16 protein-coding genes are annotated in these 16,931 nt (G+C 74.3%); 9 read left to right on the forward strand and 7 right to left on the reverse strand.

The features are described from left to right. Positions 1-210: 210 nt before the first annotated feature. The 3 genes from AC2CJA_RS12815 to AC2CJA_RS12825 all read left to right on the forward strand — a co-directional run bounded on the left by AC2CJA_RS12815 (position 211) and on the right by AC2CJA_RS12825 (position 2,923). On the forward strand, positions 211-1,434 hold the full coding sequence (locus AC2CJA_RS12815) for an endonuclease Q family protein (RefSeq protein WP_484602811.1): 1,224 nt from the start codon (positions 211-213) through the stop codon (positions 1,432-1,434). Positions 1,435-1,532: 98 nt separating this feature from the next. Further along, complete coding sequence (locus AC2CJA_RS12820) at positions 1,533-2,195, forward strand: dienelactone hydrolase family protein (protein ID WP_484602812.1); 663 nt, start codon at positions 1,533-1,535, stop codon at positions 2,193-2,195. 74 nt (positions 2,196-2,269) lie between these two features. Continuing rightward, entirely contained in the window at positions 2,270-2,923 is a 654-nt protein-coding gene (locus tag AC2CJA_RS12825; RefSeq protein ID WP_484602813.1) for a phosphoribosyltransferase, read from the forward strand. Positions 2,924-2,954: 31 nt separating this feature from the next. On the opposite strand, the gene AC2CJA_RS12830 is transcribed toward AC2CJA_RS12825, so the two are convergent. From AC2CJA_RS12830 to AC2CJA_RS12845, 4 genes are all read right to left on the reverse strand, one after another. Then, positions 2,955-4,145: a globin domain-containing protein gene (locus tag AC2CJA_RS12830; RefSeq protein WP_484602814.1), complete on the reverse strand. Its 1,191-nt coding sequence runs from the start codon at positions 4,143-4,145 to the stop codon at positions 2,955-2,957. A gap of 110 nt (positions 4,146-4,255) precedes the next feature. Beyond that, a complete protein-coding gene (locus AC2CJA_RS12835) occupies positions 4,256-4,708 on the reverse strand; it encodes an RrF2 family transcriptional regulator (protein WP_484602815.1) in 453 nt (150 codons plus the stop codon). A gap of 60 nt (positions 4,709-4,768) precedes the next feature. Beyond that, positions 4,769-5,935, reverse strand: a complete 1,167-nt coding sequence (locus AC2CJA_RS12840; protein ID WP_484602816.1) for an anhydro-N-acetylmuramic acid kinase — start codon at positions 5,933-5,935, stop codon at positions 4,769-4,771. 76 nt (positions 5,936-6,011) lie between these two features. After that, entirely contained in the window at positions 6,012-7,361 is a 1,350-nt protein-coding gene (locus tag AC2CJA_RS12845) for an MFS transporter (RefSeq protein ID WP_484602817.1), read from the reverse strand. Positions 7,362-7,646: 285 nt separating this feature from the next. Here AC2CJA_RS12845 and AC2CJA_RS12850 point away from each other — a divergent pair, with 285 nt between their 5' ends. The 4 genes from AC2CJA_RS12850 (at position 7,647) to AC2CJA_RS12865 (ending at position 10,302) form a co-directional block, all read left to right on the forward strand. Then, positions 7,647-7,883: a hypothetical protein gene (locus AC2CJA_RS12850; protein WP_241715328.1), complete on the forward strand. Its 237-nt coding sequence runs from the start codon at positions 7,647-7,649 to the stop codon at positions 7,881-7,883. A 125-nt stretch (positions 7,884-8,008) separates the two neighbouring features. Next, complete coding sequence (locus tag AC2CJA_RS12855; RefSeq protein ID WP_484602818.1) at positions 8,009-9,355, forward strand: 6-phospho-beta-glucosidase; 1,347 nt, start codon at positions 8,009-8,011, stop codon at positions 9,353-9,355. A 100-nt stretch (positions 9,356-9,455) separates the two neighbouring features. Beyond that, the gene (locus AC2CJA_RS12860) at positions 9,456-9,866 is read left to right on the forward strand and encodes an SRPBCC family protein (protein ID WP_484602819.1); all 411 of its coding nucleotides are present in this window, start codon (positions 9,456-9,458) and stop codon (positions 9,864-9,866) included. 34 nt (positions 9,867-9,900) lie between these two features. Then, positions 9,901-10,302: an OsmC family protein gene (locus AC2CJA_RS12865; protein ID WP_484602820.1), complete on the forward strand. Its 402-nt coding sequence runs from the start codon at positions 9,901-9,903 to the stop codon at positions 10,300-10,302. Here AC2CJA_RS12865 and AC2CJA_RS12870 read toward each other — a convergent pair. From AC2CJA_RS12870 to AC2CJA_RS12880, 3 genes are all read right to left on the reverse strand, one after another. Then, the gene (locus tag AC2CJA_RS12870; RefSeq protein WP_484602821.1) at positions 10,271-11,830 is read right to left on the reverse strand and encodes a type 1 periplasmic-binding domain-containing protein; all 1,560 of its coding nucleotides are present in this window, start codon (positions 11,828-11,830) and stop codon (positions 10,271-10,273) included. The genes AC2CJA_RS12865 and AC2CJA_RS12870 overlap by 32 nt on opposite strands. A gap of 20 nt (positions 11,831-11,850) precedes the next feature. After that, the gene (locus AC2CJA_RS12875) at positions 11,851-13,824 is read right to left on the reverse strand and encodes a hypothetical protein (protein WP_484602822.1); all 1,974 of its coding nucleotides are present in this window, start codon (positions 13,822-13,824) and stop codon (positions 11,851-11,853) included. 126 nt (positions 13,825-13,950) lie between these two features. Further along, a complete protein-coding gene (locus AC2CJA_RS12880) occupies positions 13,951-14,808 on the reverse strand; it encodes a 3-hydroxyacyl-CoA dehydrogenase family protein (RefSeq protein ID WP_484602823.1) in 858 nt (285 codons plus the stop codon). Between the two features lie 223 nt (positions 14,809-15,031). On the opposite strand from AC2CJA_RS12880, the gene paaI reads away from it, so the two are divergent. Both paaI and paaK read left to right on the forward strand, forming a co-directional pair. Next, positions 15,032-15,508, forward strand: a complete 477-nt coding sequence (gene paaI, locus AC2CJA_RS12885; RefSeq protein ID WP_484602824.1) for a hydroxyphenylacetyl-CoA thioesterase PaaI — start codon at positions 15,032-15,034, stop codon at positions 15,506-15,508. Continuing rightward, positions 15,505-16,827, forward strand: a complete 1,323-nt coding sequence (paaK, locus tag AC2CJA_RS12890) for a phenylacetate--CoA ligase PaaK (protein WP_484602825.1) — start codon at positions 15,505-15,507, stop codon at positions 16,825-16,827. Before paaI ends, paaK begins: the two co-directional genes overlap by 4 nt. The last annotated feature ends 104 nt before the right edge of the window (positions 16,828-16,931 follow it).

A 16,931-nucleotide genomic window follows, 5' to 3' on the forward strand; every position in this document is an offset into this window, starting at 1 on the left:
ACCGGGACTCGTCCCGGCACCGCGCCACGAAGCAGGAACCCACCCGACACCGCAGCCTTCAACGGCACGGCAAGCGGGAATCACCGTCCTTCAGGGCAGCGAGGATGTCAATACGCCGACCTGCACGTGCACTCCCGGTACAGCAGGGCGTGCAGCCGCAACAGCGATCTGCCGCACCTGGCCCGGTGAGCTCGGCGCAAGGGGATCACCGTGCTGGGCACCGGCGACTTCCTCCACCCCGTGTGGGCGCAGGTGCTGCGCGAGTCGCTGGTACCCGCGGAGCCGGGCCTGTTCCGGCTGCGCGACGACCTCGACCGCGAGGTGCTGGAGGACCTGCCGCCGGCCTGCCGCGGCCCGCTGCGCTTCCTGCTCCAGGTCGAGGTCGCCACCGACTACCGGCGCGGCGGCCGGGGCCGCAGGATCCACCACCTGTGCTACGCACCGGACTTTGACGCGGGCGGGCGCCTGGCCCGCGCCCTGTCCCCGTACGGCGACCTCGCCTCGGACGGGCGGCCCGCCCTGGCGATGGACTCCCGCGATCTGCTGGAGGCCGTCCTCTCCTGCGGCGAGGGCTCCTACCTGGTCCCGGCGCACGCCTGGACGCCCTGGTTCGGCGTCCTCGGCTCGAAGTCCGGCTTCGACGGCGTGGACGAGTGCTACGGCGACCTGGCCGGGCACGTCTTCGCCCTGGAGACGGGCCTGTCCTCGGACCCGGAGATGAACTGGCGGGTCTCCTCCCTGGACCGCCTCCGGCTGGTCAGCCATTCGGACGCGCATTCCCCACCCGCTCTGGGCCGCAACGCCACCGTGTTCGACACCGAGGTGGACTACTTCGCGATCCGCCACGCCCTGGAGACCGGTCAGGGCTATGCCGGCACCGTGGACATGTACCCGGAGGCGGGCAAGTACCACCTGGACGGCCACCGTGCCTGCGGAGTGCGGCTGGAGCCTGCCGAGACCAGGGAGCGCGGCGGCAGGTGCCCGGTGTGCGGCGGGAAACCGACCGTCGGCGTGCTCCACCGGGTCGAGGAACTGGCCGACCGCGCCCCCGGGCGGAGGCCGTCCACCGGCGGGGAGGCCCTGAAGATCGTGCCGCTGCCGGAGATCGCGGGCGAGGTCCTCGGTGTCGGGCCGAAGACCAGGACCGTCGGACGTGCCCTGGAGAGCCTGACCGCCGCGCTGGGACCCGAGCTGCCGCTGCTGCTCCAGGCGCCGGTGAACCGGTTGCGCGAGGCGGGCGAGCCGGAGACGGCCGAGGCGGTCGAGCGGCTGCGCGCCCACCGGGTGCGGCGCGAACCCGGCTACGACGGCCGGTACGGCTCGGTCTCGCTGTTCGGCCCCGAGGACGCCGGGGAGCCGCGGGCGCCGGAAGGGTCGCTGGAGCCGGAAGGGCCCGGGGAGGGGCCCGCGCCGGTGGGCGGGGCGGGCCGGTAGGGCGCGGCGGCGCACACCACCCCGTTCCCGGACGCATACCGCCGCGGCCGGCGGGTACCCCGGCGGCGCACCGATCCCCACAGCACGGGAGGCGGCCGATGCTCCCCCGGACACTGAGAATTCCCACCGACGCGGGAGCCGCCCTGGCCGGGGACCTCACCGTGCCCGACGGGGCCCGCGGCGTCGTGGCCTTCGCCCACGGCAGCGGCAGCTCCCGGCACAGCCCGCGCAACCGGGCCGTGGCCGGGGTCCTGCAGGACGCCGGGCTGGGCACGCTCCTGTTCGACCTGCTCACCGAGGACGAGGAGCGGACGGACACGGTCACCGCCGAGTACCGCTTCGACATCCCCCTCCTCGCGCGGCGCCTGGTGGCGGCGGTCGACTGGCTCGGCGGCCGTCCGGGCACCGCCCGGCTGCCGATCGGCCTGTTCGGGGCCAGCACCGGTGCCGCGGCGGCCCTGGTGGCCGCGGCCGAGCAGCCCGACCGGGTGCGGGCCGTGGTCTCCCGGGGCGGCAGGCCCGACCTCGCGGGCGGCGCACTGGACCGGGTCACCGCGCCCGTCCTGCTGATCGTCGGCGGCGAGGACCACGAGGTGCTGCGGCTGAACGAGCAGGCCGCCTCGCGGCTGTCGGCCCCGTGCACGGTGCACGTGGTCCCCGGCGCCACCCATCTGTTCGAGGAGCCCGGCACCCTCGACCAGGCCGCCGCCGCGGCCCGCGACTGGTTCGTCCGGATGGCCGGGCGGACGGTGCCCCGGTGACCCGTCCCGCCGCCCTACCACTGCCGCACCGGTCTCCGCGCGGCAGGTCCGCCGGAAGCGAAGGGAGACAGGTCATGCGCTTCCACGACCGCACGCAGGCGGGCCGGATGCTCGCCGAGCCGCTGCGCGGCCTCCAGCGCTCCGGAGAGATCGGCGACCCGCTGGTACTGGCCCTGCCCCGGGGCGGGGTTCCCGTCGGCGAGGAGGTCGCCCGCGCGCTGCACGCGCCGCTGGACGTACTGGTCGCCCGCAAGATCGGCGCGCCGTTCAACCCGGAGTTCGGCATCGGGGCCGTGGCGGGCGAGGGACCGCCGCTGTTCGACGAGCAGTCCCTGCGGATGCTCGGCCTGACGGCCGGGGACCTGGCCGGGCAGGTCGAGCGGGAGCGGGCGGAGCTGCGCCGCCGCGAGCACCTGTACCGCGGCGGCCGTCCCGCCCCGAAGCTGCGGGGCCGCACGGTGATCGTCGTCGACGACGGGCTGGCCACCGGCGTCACCGCGCGCGCCGCGCTGCACGCCGCCCGCGTCCTGGAGCCGAAGGCGCTGGTCCTGGCCGTCCCGGTCTCCTCCGTGCGGGCGGCCGCGGCGATGGAGCGGGTCGCCGACCGCCTGGTGTGCCTGGAGACGCCGCCGTCCTTCCAGGGGGTGGGGCAGTGGTACGAGGACTTCCACCAGGTCGGCGACGAGGAGGTGGTCACCGCCCTGAGGGCCTCGGCCGCCGCGCGGTGAGGGCATGGCGGCCCGGGGCCCGGGGGCCGTCTCAGGCCGCGTCGAGGCCCAGGTCGGGCCCGAAGGACTCGTAGTGGACGCGGGAGGCGGGGACACCGCGCTCCAGCAGCTGGGTACGCACCGAGCGCATGAACGGCACCGGCCCGCACAGGTAGGCTCTGACCCCTTCGGGGATCTCGACGCCGGACAGGTCGACCAGTCCGGTGCGTTCGGCCGGCCACTCGCCCTCGGGGTGCTCATACCAGACGTGGAGGGCGGCGTCGGGCAGCTTGGCGGTGAGCTGCTCCATCCGCTCACGAAAGGCGTGGGAGGGCCGGGTGCGGTCGCCGTGCACCACGATGGTGCGGCGCGGGGAGCCGGTGGCGGCCAGATGGGCCAGCATGCCGACCATCGGGGTGCAGCCGATGCCCGCCGAGGCGAGCAGGACCGGCCCGTCGCCGTCGTCCAGCGCCACGTCGCCGAAGGGCGCGCCGACGGTGAGCACATCGCCCTCGCGGACGTTCTCGTGCAGCCAGTTGGAGACCTCGCCGGCCGGGTCGCCGCCGACGCGCTTGACCGATATCCAGCGGTCGTCGCAGTCGGGGGCGCAGGAGAGGCTGTACTGGCGGATCTGCCGCGCCCCGTCGGGCAGGGCGACCTGGACGGAGACGTACTGCCCCGGCCGGAAGGACGGCACGGGACCGCCTTCGGCCGGGCGCAGCACGAAGGTCGCCACCTCGGCGGTCTCCTCCCTGCGGCCGGTCACCCTCCAGGGCCGCCACACGTCCCCGTCGCCGACGCCGCTCGCCGCGTACAGCCGTGCCTCCATGGCGATCAGGGCTCCGGCCATCAGCCAGTACACCTCGTCCCACGCCTCGGCCACCTCGGGGGTGACCGCATCCCCCAGGACCTCGGCGAGGGCGTCGAACAGGTGGCGGTGGACGATCGTGTACTGGTCGGCGGTGATGCCCAGGGACGCGTGCTTGTGGGCGATGCGGGCCGGCATCGCGTCGGGTCGCCGGTCGGGGTGCTCCAGCAGCATGGCGGCGAAGACGGCGATGGAGCCCGCCAGGGCGCGACTCTGGGTGCCGTTGGCCTGGTCGCCCCGGTTGAACAGGTCGCGCGGCAGCTCGGGGTGGGCGGCGAACATCCTGCGGTAGAAGACCGGGGTGATGTCGCCGATGGCGGCACCGATGGCCGGCAGGGTGGCGCGTACGACGGCGGTGGACTTCTCGGACAGCATCACTGTCTCCTTAATTCTCACCTTAGATGCGAATTTCAGGGCGCGCGGAACCACTCCACGGCACCTCGGTCGGTTCGCGGCCGGGCCGGACACGGGTCGGGGCCGGGCGGCTACGAGGGGGGCGGTGGCCCGGTGAGCAGACGGAGCATCACGGGCGCGACCGGTCCGCCCACCAGGTCCCGCACCGTCAGCGGGTCGAGCGCCGCGTAGAACGCCTCCTGGGCCTCGTACAGCGCGGACCGCAGGCGGCACGCGCCCCGCAGCGGGCACGGCGCGGACGGGTCCTCGCAGCCCACCACGTCACCGGTGCCCTCCAGTTGCCGGACGAGCCGGCCGACGGAGGCATCCCGGCCACCGGAGGTCAGCTCCAGTCCGCCGCCCCTGCCCCGCCGGGCCTCCAGCACGCCCATGTACTGGAGGCGGCTCACCACCTTGGACACGTGCGTGTAAGGCGCGGCCACCGATTCGGCGACCTCCCGGGTGGTGGGGACCTCGCCCTCGCCCATCACTGCCAGGCGCATCACCACGCGCAGCGCCAGATCGGTGAACTTCGTCAGCCGCATGCCATGAAGGTATCAACATGCATCTGTGATGCGTATTCAGGGGGTGCGTGGAGGCCCGGTTCAGGACACACGCAGCCGTACCGGCGCCGGACCGTCCCAGGGCCGCGGCAGCGGTCCGCCCCGGCCCGGCGTGATCGACCCCAGTACACGGGCGTGGCGCGCACCGGTGCAGGCCGGGACCGTACCGGGCAGACCGAGGACGGTGAGGAAGCCCAGCAGCGCGAAGGCGTACGCCTCCTTGGCGCCGGAGGGCAGGCCGAGTCCGTCGGAGACGCGCACCGGAACCCCGTCCAGGGCGCGGGCGAGCCGGGCCAGCAGCACGGGGTTGCGGGTGCCGCCGCCCGAGGCGATCACCTCGGTGCCGCCGGCCGCCCGTACGGCGCCGGCGACGGTGCGGGCCGTCAGCTCGGTGAGGGTGGCCAGCACGTCCTCGGCCGGCAGTTGTCCGAAGCCGGCCAGGGCGGTGCGCAGATAGGCGGCGTTGAACAGCTCCCGACCGGTGGTCTTCGGCGCGGACCGGGCGTAGTACGGCTCGGCCAGCAGGCTGTCCAGCAGCGGCCGGCGGACGGTGCCCGCGGCGGCCAGCGCGCCGTCCGCGTCGTGATCGGCCCGGCCCCCGGTCAGCTCCCGCACGGCCGTGTCGAGCAGTACGTTGGCGGGACCCGTGTCGTACGCCAGCGGGCCGCCCTCCCCGTGCGCCACCGTGATGTTGGCGATACCGCCCAGGTTGAGGGCGACGGGCGTACCCGGCCGGCCGCGCAGCCACATCACGTCCAGGGCGCTCACCAGCGGCGCGCCCTGCCCTCCGGCGGCCACGTCGCGCGGGCGCAGGTCGGAGACGACCGTGCGGCCGGTGCGCTCGGCGATCCAGGCGGGCTGGCCGAGCTGGAGGGTGCCGCGGGCCCGGCCGCCCTCCGTCCAGTGGTAGACGGTCTGCCCGTGCGAGACGATCAAATCCGCTGCTCCCAAGCACAGCTCGCGGTCGGCACGGTCGGCCGCCGCCGCGAGCGCCTGCCCGAGGAGGGTGTCGAGCCGGCAGACCGCTGCCATGGTGGTGGACGACGGTGGGAGCGCCGCGAGCAGTTCGCGGCGCAGCCCGCCGGGGAAGGCGCACTCGAGGTCGCCCAGCGGCGTCAGGACGACCGCGTCACCCTCGACCTCCAGATCGGCGGCCGCCGCGTCGATCGCGTCGCAGGACGTCCCCGACATCAGCCCGATCACCCTCATGCCCGTGCCCTCCGTCCTCTCCGTACCGTCCTCGCCGGTGCGCGACCTTCGCGACCTTCGCGCCGTCCGCGCCCGGTCAGTCCCGCAGTGCGCGCCGGTGGTCGTCGCCGCGCAGCGTGAGCAGCGCCGGCAGGCCCACCGCGCAGACGGCCGCCACGTACAGCGCGGGGATGTCGGCGTTGCCGGTGCGCTTGATCAGCTCGGTGATGATGAGTCCGGCCGATCCCGAGAACACCGCGTTGGACAGCGAGTACGCCAGCCCCAGCCCGGTGTAGCGGGCGGTGGTGGGGAACATCTCGGCGAGCATCGCCGGGCCGGGTCCTGCCAGCAGCCCCACCGCCGCGCCGGCCGCGAACACCGCCGCCGCCCTGGCCGCCGGGGAGGCGCCCGGGTCCTGGAGGAGGTTGAGCAGGGGCAGGGCGAGGACGATCAGCGCGGCCGTACCGGCGACCATCACGGCCCGCCGTCCGACCCGGTCGCTGAGCGCCCCGGCGGGGAGGATGGCCAGCGCGAAACCCGCGTTGGCCACGACCGTGGCCAGCAGCGCCTGCTGGAAGGAGGCCCCCAGGGTGCTCTGGAGGTAGGAGGGCATCACGACGAGGAAGGTGTATCCGGCCGCGGACCAGCCCATCAGACGGCCGATTCCCAGTGCGACGGCCCGCCGGGTCGCGGCGGCGGACGGTGGGGAGGCCCCGGCGGGCGCGGGCTCCGCGCCGGACACGCGGCGGAAGGAGGGCGTCTCCTCCAGCCGCAGCCGCAGCCACAGCGCGGCCAGCCCCATCGGCACGGCCAGCAGGAACGGCAGCCGCCAGCCCCACTCGTGGAGGGCCGCCTCGCCCAGTGCCGCGGCCAGCAGGGCGGCCAGGCCGGCGCCGGCGAGCAGGCCGAGCGCCACCGTGAACGACTGCCACGCTCCGTACAGCCCGCGCCGGCCGGGCGGCGCGAACTCCGTCATCACCGACACCGCGCCGCCGAACTCCCCGCCCGCCGACAGCCCCTGGAGGACGCGGGCGAGGGTGAGCAGCCACGGCGCGGCCGCGCCCACGGTGGCGTACGTCGGCAGCAGGCCGATGGCCGCCGTGGCGGCGGTCATCAGCGAGACCACCAGGATCAGGGTGGGGCGGCGGCCGATCCGGTCGCCGATCCGGCCGAACAGGGCCGCCCCCGCCGGGCGGAAGAAGAAGGCCAGGGCGAAGGAGGCGTAGGTCTTCACCAGGGCCTCGACGTCGCTTCCGCCCTCGGGGGTGAAGAACCGCGCGGCGATGACCGTCGCGAAGTAGCCGTAGACCCCGAACTCGTACCACTCGATGAAGTTGCCGACCGATCCCGCCACCAGCGCGCGCCGTGACGCGGGCGGCGCGCCCCTCCCCTTCCCGGCCCTGCCGTCCTCGGGCTCTCCGCCCCTGGTCTCCGCGGTCGCCGTCATCGTCCCGTCCTCCCGGTCCGCCGGTGCGTGCCCTGCCGGGTCCCGCCGCGGGTGTCACGCCCAGTCATGCCCCGCCGGCGGAGAGGAGATCTCCGGAACCCGGACTTTATTGTCGGGAGCACGCCACGTCACTCGCGCCGTGACGCCCCGGCGCGTCGGCCGGGCGGGTGGCGGCTGTGCGCCGGTCGGAGCCCGGCCGCCGCGTCGCGGACGGGCCGCCGGGTGCCCGCCGCCATCCTTGCGGCTGACCCACCCAGCGGACGACCGGCGGAAGGGACACATGCCATGAGCGTGTGCGAGGTATGCGGCAACGACTACGAGATGGCCTTCGAAGTGCGCGCGGCGGGCGCCGTCCACGTCTTCGACAGCCTGGAGTGCGCGGCACACCGGATGGCGCCCATCTGCGAGAACTGCCAGTGCCGCATCCTGGGCCACGGCTCGCAGTCGGCCGACGGCCGGTTCTTCTGCTCCGCCCACTGCGCGCGGACGCAGGGGCACGCGGAGCTGGTCGACCACGGCTGAGCGGCCCGGCGGCCGGCCCGTACCCCCGGCGCGGGTCCGGTGTGAGACCGTGGCGACGTGAGACATGACCTCGTGACGACCGTGCCGCGGACCCTGCCGGGAGCGGCTGCCGGAGGTGGCCGGGCATGAGGCTCACCGTGCTGGGCGGCGGCGGGTTCCGGGTGCCGCTGGTGCACCGGGCGCTGCTGGAGGACACGGGGGACCGGGCCGGCCGCGTCACCGAACTCGTCCTGTACGACACCGACCGCGCCCGGCTGGACGCGATCGGCGCGGTCCTCGCCCACCAGCGCGGGAGGCACACCGGCCCCGCCCCCGCGCTGCGCGCCACCACCGACCTCGACGAGGCGCTGCGCGGCGCCGACTTCGTCTTCTCCGCCATCCGGGTCGGAGGCCTGGCCGGCCGGGTGCGTGACGAGCGGATCCCGCTGGCCGAAGGGGTGCTGGGACAGGAGACGGTGGGCGCGGGAGGCGTGCTGTACGGCCTGCGCACCCTGCCGGTGGCCGTACGCGTCGCCGAGCGGATCGCCGAACTCGCCCCCGGGGCGTGGACCATCAATTTCACCAACCCGGCGGGGATGGTGACCGAGGCGATGGCCGCCGTCCTGCGCGAGCGCGGCCTGGGCGAGCGCGTCATCGGCATCTGCGACTCGCCCGTCGGCCTGTGCCGCCGCGCCGCGCGCGCCCTGGGCGCCGACCCGGACCGCGCCGGCTACGACTACGTGGGCCTGAACCACCTGGGCTGGCTGCGCCGGATCACGGTGGACGGCCGCGACCGGCTGCCCGAGCTGCTGGCCGACCCGGCCGCGCTCGCCTCCTTCGAGGAGGGCAGGCTGTTCGGGACCGACTGGCTGCGGGCGCTGGGCGCGCTGCCCAACGAGTACCTGCACCACTACTACTTCAACCGCGAGGCGGTCGCCGCCGTCCGCGGGGCCGGACAGACGCGCGGGGAGTTCCTGCGCGGCCAGCAGTCCCGCTTCTACGAGCGGGCACGGCCGGACGACCCGGCGCGGGCGTACCGCGAGTGGGAGCGCACCCGGCGCGAGCGCGAGGAGACCTATCTGGCCGAGAGCCGCGAGGCCTCCGGCGGCTGGGAACGCGACAGCTGCGATCTGGAGGGCGGGGGCTACGACCGGGTGGCGCTGGCCCTGATGCGGGCGATCGCCCGGGACGAGCGCACCACGCTGATCCTGAACATCCCCGGCCGCGGCGCCGTACCCGGGCTGGACGGGGACGCGGTGGTCGAGGTGCCGTGCCTGGTGGACGCCTCCGGCGCGCGCCCGCTGGCGGCCGGCGCCGTGGCGGCCGACCAGCTCGGGCTGATGCTCACGCTCAAGGCCGTCGAGCGGGCCACGATCGAGGCGGCGCGCACCGGTTCGCGCCGGGCGGCGCTGCGGGCACTGGCACTGCACCCGCTGGTGGACTCGGTCGGGGTCGCCGGGCGGATCCTGGACGCGGCGGGCGGGTTCGGCTGACCCGCCGGAAGCGGGCCGTGCGCAGGGTGCGGGGATGCCCGGCCCGGACGGGGGTACGCAGTGCCGGGTCCGATGTCGTACGACCCGAAAGTGGGACCCGGTGAGTGAGTACGAACGTTCCCGCACCATGCCCGCCCTGCCAGAGCTGGTCTTCGACCAGGTCAGCGATCTGGAGCGGCTGGACCGCTGGCTTCCGTCGGACCTCCACGCCCATGTGGAGGACCCTCCGGCCGTGACCGTGCACGAGGACCGCACCGGGCACGACGTCCGGGCGCTGTTCCGCACCCGGCCCGAGCAGTTCCGGGCGGAGTGGGGCACCCGCGACGAGGGTGCGTACGCGGGCTGGCTGCAGGTGGCGGGCATCGGCAGCGGCGCCAGCGAGGTGACCGTGCACCTGTCCTTCTTCGACGAGAGCCACGCGCCCCCGCGGGAGGAGATCGACACCTCCCTCGACCGGAGCCTGGACAGGCTGGCCGAGGAGGTGCGGATGCGCGTCGAGGACGCGGGCTGAGGCGCGGGCCGGGGCGCACGGGTAGACCTTCCCCATGGCCCCAACCCAACAGGATCTGTACACCGCCCAGGCCCGCTCCCTGCACGGCACCGGCCGGGTGGACGTGTCCGGGAGAGCCGGCCTTCCGGTCGGCGCCCCCGGTGAGCTGGGCGGCAGCGGGCGGGGGTACGACCCCGAGCAGCTGTACGCGGCCGCGCTGGCCACCTGTCTGCACCAGGCGCTGGTCATCGCGGCCACCGAGACCGGCGTGGACCCCTCCGGCAGCGAGGTGACCGCCCGCGTCCGGCTCAGCAACGGCGGCGCCCAGCACTACCGCTTCGACTCCACCGCCGATGTCTCACTGCCCTCCGCCGAGGGGGACCGGCGCAGCCGTGTCATCGAGCAGGCCCTGCGCATCTGCCCGATCAGCGACCAGCTCGATCCCCCTCCGGTGTGACCTCGACGACGATCGTCTCGATGTAGTCCAGGGAGCCGTCGGCGCCCAGCTTCAGGATGGGAATCGCCTTGCTCTCCCGGTTTCCGTCGCCGTCGAACGACAGCGGGCCGGTCGCTCCCCGTATCTTCTTGGCCCCGTGCATCCTGCGGAACATGCGGCCGACGTCCCTGCCGGTCATTCCGCCGCCCCCGAAACTGGCCAACCGGACCGCCTCGACCGCGACCAGCGCCGCGTCGTGCGCCATCATCGCCTGGCCGTCCTCGTGCGACTCGGGCGGGAACCACTCCTTCAGTCCGGACAGGAATGCCTTCCGCAGTTCTCCGGGCACGATGTCGGGCCGGTGCTCCCACATCAGGGGATGCGCCAGGGCGGTGTAGTACACGTCGATCCCGCGGTCGGCGGCCTCCCTGGCCTGCTCCCGCGTCAGATTGGACGTGTCGTCCCCGGTCACCAGGGTGAAGTCCCACTCCTCCAGGCACGTCCGCCGGGACGCCGCCCTGAGGAAGTGGCCCAGATGCTGTCCGCGGCCGGCGAAGTAGACCACGTCGGACCGGTGGAGGCACAACTGGTCCATCATCAGGTGCAGCTCGTTCCGCCAGCTCCCGGGGACCGACGAGTCGAACTCCTGGGCCCGGGCGACCAGCCAGTGCCCCTCACCGTCCTCGGGGAACTCCATGGAGAAGGCTTCGCCCAGGGTCCTGGCGTACAGGTTCCCCTCCGCCGTGTCCTGGACCACCAGGGCGCCGAGGGCCCCCTCTTCCTCCCGGCTCCTCCGCTCCTTCTCGCGCTCCGAGCACCAGATGCCCTCCGGGGGCTCCCCTCCCCCTCCGCCCCCGCCGGGCTCCGCACACTTGAGGTACCGCGCGGCCGCCACCGCCTCGTCGTCGTTGGTCGGGGTGACCCGTACGAACCCCTCCATCCCTCCGATGCTGGTAGCGGTCATCGTGCTGGCGACCGTGGCCAGTCCCCGCTCGGACAGCCTCTTCACGGCGTCCAGGTTGCGGTCCGTGCTCGGCCCCAGGCCCGTCACCGCCACCAGTCTCCCGGGCTCCGTCCCGCCGTCTCCCGCGAGCCGCACCAGCTCGTCCACCGTGTGCTCCCAGTGGCGGGAGTTGCTGCCCGTATTCGCGATCAGCAGTCTGACCTTCGGCGTCCCGTTCTCGTTGTACTGGCGCTGCGCCACGTAGGTGCCCTGGAGTTCGTGCCGCACGGACTCCTCGGAGTTGCTGTCGGTCTCCTCCAGCGTGAAGGAGGTCATGTAGGCGATGCTGACGTAAGGCTCCCCGCTGCCGGCGACGAGGTCGTTCTGTTCCTTGATCTTGTCCGTCACGTTCTTCAGGTGACGGGTGAAGACGTGCGAACCGTCGGTGACTCCGACGCACTCCCCCGACGGGCCCATCCTCACCACGCCGTCCGCGCAGCGGGAGCGGTGTTCCTCCCACCAGCCGTAGGCCACCGGCAGCGCCACCGCCAGGACGGCCAGCACCACGGTGGCGACGATGGCGCGCTTGACTGTGCGCAGGGACACCCCGGGGCCGGCCACGGCCCTCACCACCCTTCCGCGGCGGTCAGCGGATGGCGCCAGTGCCGGTAGCGCTCGGCCTCGTCGTACAGGACCACGATGTCACTCCCCCTCAGTTCGGAGAGCCGGTCGAACTTACCGGCTATCACGTGGTTCAACCGCATTCCCGGGTCCCCGAGGGGATCGCTCCACAGCCAGCGCGCGCACACCAGGCCCCGGATCACCAGGGCGTCGGTGATCGACTGTGCGGGCGCCTCGGGTGCGAGCTCCCCCAGCAGCGCCAGGGGCGGCCGGTCGGTGGGCAACCGGTTGGGCGCCGCGGTGACGGCGTTGAACGTCTCCAGCCAGTCGGCGGCGCTCCGCTCACGGAACCGGGCGGCCATGCGGCCCACCACCTCGTCGATCCGGTGCGCCGCCAGCCGGTGGTACAGCGTCTCCTTCTCCCGGCCCTCCGCCTCGAAGTGGTCGCCCAGCAGGTCGTGGGCGGTGGCCCAGGCCCGCGGGTCGGCGGCCAGCCGCCACAGCAGCAGTCTGCGCAGCCAGGGGTGCAGGCACGATCCCGGCGGTTCCGGGTCGAGCAGCCGGCGCGAGCGCACCTCGTTGAAGACCGGCTCGTGGGCTCCCCCGGGTACCGCCGCACCCAGCACCCTGCTGCCCACCGCCAGGTCGCGGGCGGCCGAGTACCTGACGAGTGCGGCGCGCTGCCCAGGCGAGAAGTCCTCCAGCAGATGTCCCAGCGCGGCGTCGGCCAGGGTGCGTTCCGGTGCGCCGCGCAGCCGCCTGTCGGGCAGGGAGCGCAGCCACAGGTCGAACTCCCCGTCGTTGCGGCGGGGCACGTCGGCCCGGTCCAGTATCTCCGTCACCTGCTGCACCGCCGCGGGCAGCCCGTTGGTGACCCGGTGCACGAACGGCGCGAGGCCCGAGTGGCGTGGTGAGACCAGCTCGGTGGTGGTGCGCACCTCGTCGAGGGTGAGGTCGCGCAGCCGCAGCGGATACCACCAGGAGTCGTCGCTGTCGTGGGTGGGGCGGTGCCGGCGCCAGTCGGCGAGCGAGGCCCGGTCCGGGGCGCGCAACCGCCAGGACCACTGGTCGCCGCTGGAGGGACCCCAGTTGTCCGGCCAGCGGCTGGAGCTGCCCACCACCGTCATCGGGTCGCAGGGAGTGCCGGTCAGCGCGGCGTCACGGCGGGCGCCGATCAGCAGGTCCAGGAAGACACCCCCCTGTTCGGCGTGGCAGTTGTCGAGCAGGATCAGACAGGAGGGGGCGGTGAACCAGCGCTGGGCGCTGTGGCGCAGATCGTCCAGGAAGGCGGCGAACAGCACCCGGTCGAGGAGCCTCTTCTCCTGCGCCGTGCCGTTGTGGCGCCACATGTTGAGTTCCAGCAGCGCGTCCCAGGGGTCCCGGGAAGGCACCAGCGGGTGGTCGCCGAACCACTGGGGGGTGCCGGAGAACAGCCGTCCCGGCAGTCCGCGCCCGCCGCGCCGGGCCGCGTCGCCCAGGATCGCGGCCACCACCGCCGGGGTTCCGCCGGGCGCCCCCAGCGCACCGCCCGCGACCTCCAGGAAGGCGGCGAGGTAGTTGCCGTGCCGGTCCTCGGCATCCTGCCGGAACCGGTCCAGCTGCTGACGGACCGCCCGCCGCCCCTCCGAACGGCTGGACATCCGCAGTTCGTTGTCCGAGGCGAGCAGTCCCATGGTGAGCCGGGGGAAACGCATGAGACGGTACTGCGGCAGCCTGCGCTCCAGCTGCCGGGCGATGAGGGCGAGGGCGTAGCGGGGCAGCAGCGCCTGGCCGGAGACGAAGTTGAGGTACGCGAAGGGGTGCTCGACCCCGAACCGGCCCATGATGACGCCGTGCGTCTCGCTGGCGCCGCTGCCCCGCGGCCCGACCAGCATCGTCACCGGCCGTTCCGTGCCCGGCGGTTGTCCCAGGCACTCGTCGACCAGGGCGAGGACGCCCCCGCGTCCTCGCATCCACAGCGCAGCCGCCGTCTCCCCCACCCGGTCCCGCCTTCCCCCGTGAAAACACAACCGTCGGCATCGGAAAGGATGCCACGTTCCGTGCGCGGGCGACAGCGTTGGGCGACGTGACTCCCGGCCCCGATCGGAGCCGGGAGGAGCCGGGCCTCAGTCCTCCCAGGTGTAGAAGCCCCGGCCGGTCTTGCGGCCCAGCTCACCGCGGGCGACCTTCTCCCGCAGCAGCTCCGGCGGTGCGAAGCGCTCGCCCAGGGTGCCGTGGAGGTACTCGGCAATGGCCAGGCGCACGTCGAGGCCGACGAGGTCGGTCAGCCGCAGCGGCCCCATCGGGTGCTTGTAGCCCAGGCTCATGGCGGCGTCGATGGCCTCGGGCTCGGCGACGCCCTCCTCCACCATCCGGATCGCCTCCAGGCCGAGGGCCACGCCCAGCCGGCTGCTGGCGAAGCCGGGCGAGTCCCTGACGACGACGTCCTTCTTGCCCAGGGCGCGGGTCCACTCCAGGGCGGCCCGCACGGTGTCGTCCGCGGTCCGCCCGGCCACGACCAGCTCCACCAGGGCCGAGGCGGGCACGGGGTTGAAGAAGTGCATGCCCAGGAACCGCTCGGGGCGGGACAGCGCGGCGCCGAGCTCGGTGACGGACAGGGAGCTGGTGTTGGTGGCCAGCACCGCCGACCCGCCCACGGTCTTCTCCGCGGCGGCGAGCAGCCGGGCCTTGAGTGCGGGGTCCTCGGGGACGGCCTCGACGACCAGGTCGGCGCCGGACGGCAGTCCGTCCACGGCTGTGACGGTGGTGACGCGTGCCAGGACCCGCTCGGCGGGCTCCTCCAGCCTGCCGCGCTCGGCGGCCCGGCGCAGGCCGGTGGCGACACGCTCCAGGGCCGCCGCTGCGGCCTCCTCGCCGCTCTCGACGACGACCACGGCCGAGCCGGCCGTCGCGAAGGACTGCGCGATGCCCGCGCCCATCCGCCCGCCGCCCACCACGCCCACGGTTCCCGGTGCCGCTGCCATGAGATCTCCCCTTGCCTGCCGTGTCCGCCGTGCGCCGGGGGCGGAGTGACCGTGCCGGCGGACGTCCCGTCCCTTGACAGGCGGTCCGGCTGTCGGTTTACCTGACGTCGCCGCAAAGCTAACCGAATGGTCGGTCGGCCTCAAGGGCCGCGGGGCGGGCCCGCGGTGCCGCACGGCGTCCCCGGAGGCCCTTGACGGTCCGCGACTGGAGTGGTGGAGGCGCATGACACAGCTCAAGGAGGCCGGGCAGGGCCCCGCCCAGCGGATGTTCGCCGCGGACCGGGCCTCCCGGGGCCTGGGCATGGAGCTGCTCCGGGCCGGCGACGGCTCGGCGGCGGTGCGGATGACGGTGGCCGCGCACATGGTGAACGGCCACGGCGTCGCCCACGGCGGCTTCCTGTTCACGCTCGCCGACACCGCGTTCGCCTGCGCCTGCAACAGCCGCGGCCCGGTGACCGTGGCGGCCGGCGCGGACGTCGTCTTCACCGCCCCCGCGCACGAGGGCGACGTGCTGCTGGCCGTCGCCGAGGAGCGTGCCCGCTTCGGCCGCAGCGGCGTCTACGACGTGACCGTCCTGCGGGAGCCGGACGGCCTGGTGATCGCCGAGTTCCGCGGACGCAGCCGCGCCGTGGGTGAACGCGGCGCGGACGGACGCGGCGCGGACGGACGCGGCGTCCCGGCGGGGAAGGAGGCGTCATGAGCGGCGGCCCGGCCCGTCCCGTGCGCCCGGCCCTCGCCTCGCCGGACGCGGCCGAGCGGATGGACCGCGAGGAGCTGCGCGCCCTCCAGCTCGACCGGCTCCGCTCCACCCTGCGGCACGCGTACGACAACGTGGAGCACTACCGGCGCGCCTTCCAGGCGGTGTGCGTCACACCGGATGACTGCCGCTCCCTGGCGGACCTCGCGCGCTTCCCGTTCACCACCAAGGCCGATCTGCGCGACAGCTACCCCTACGGCATGTTCGCCGTCCCGATGTCGCGGGTACGCCGGCTGCACGCCTCCAGCGGCACCACCGGGCGCCCCACCGTGGTCGGCTACACCGAGGACGACCTGGAGGTGTGGGCGGACGTCGTCGCCCGCTCCATCCGGGCCGCCGGCGGCCGTCCCGGGCACAGGGTGCACATCGCCTACGGCTACGGCCTGTTCACCGGGGGGCTCGGCGCGCACTACGGGGCCGAGCGGGCGGGCTGCACCGTCATCCCGGCCTCCGGCGGGATGACGGCCCGCCAGGTGCGGCTGATCCTGGACCTGCGGCCCGAGATCATCATGGTCACCCCCTCCTACATGCTCGCCCTCCTCGACGAGTTCGAGCGCCAGGGCGTCGACCCGCGCGGCTCCTCCCTGGAAGTCGGGATCTTCGGCGCCGAGCCGTGGACGGAGGGGATGCGCCGGGAGATCGAGGACCGCGCCGGGCTGCACGCGGTGGACATCTACGGGCTGTCGGAGGTGATGGGCCCCGGCGTCGCGCAGGAGTGCGTGGAGACCAAGGACGGGCTGCACATCTGGGAGGACCACTTCTACCCGGAGGTCGTGGACCCGATCACCGGCGAGGTGCTGCCCGAGGGCGAGGAGGGGGAACTGGTGTTCACCTCGCTGACCAAGCAGGCCCTCCCGGTCGTCCGCTACCGCACCCGCGACCTGACCCGGCTGCTGCCGGGCACCGCGCGCCCGGCCTTCCGCCGTATGGAGAAGGTCACCGGTCGCTGCGACGACATGATCATCCTGCGCGGGGTCAACGTCTTCCCCACCCAGATCGAGGAGATCCTGCTGCGGGTCCCCGGCATCGCCCCGCACTTCCAGATACAGCTCACCCGCCGGGGCCGGATGGACCACATGACCGTGCGCGTCGAGGCCCGCCCGGGCGCCGGGCCCGAGCGGCGCGCGGCCGCGGCGGCGGCCGTCGCCCGTGACGTCAAGGACGGTATCGGCATCACCGTCGACGTCGATGTCGTCGGCCCGGAGACCCTGGAGCGCTCGGTGGGCAAGATCCGCCGTGTCGTCGACGCCCGCGAGGGCTGACCCTGAGGAGCTCCGGACAGTCCGGGGGGGGGGCGGGCCCCCCGCGGGGCGCGCCCCCCCCCGCGGCGGCGCGGGGGGGGGGGGGGGGGGGGCGGGGGGCGGCG

The sequence above is a fragment of the Streptomyces sp. ATLC9 genome, from assembly GCF_057196705.1.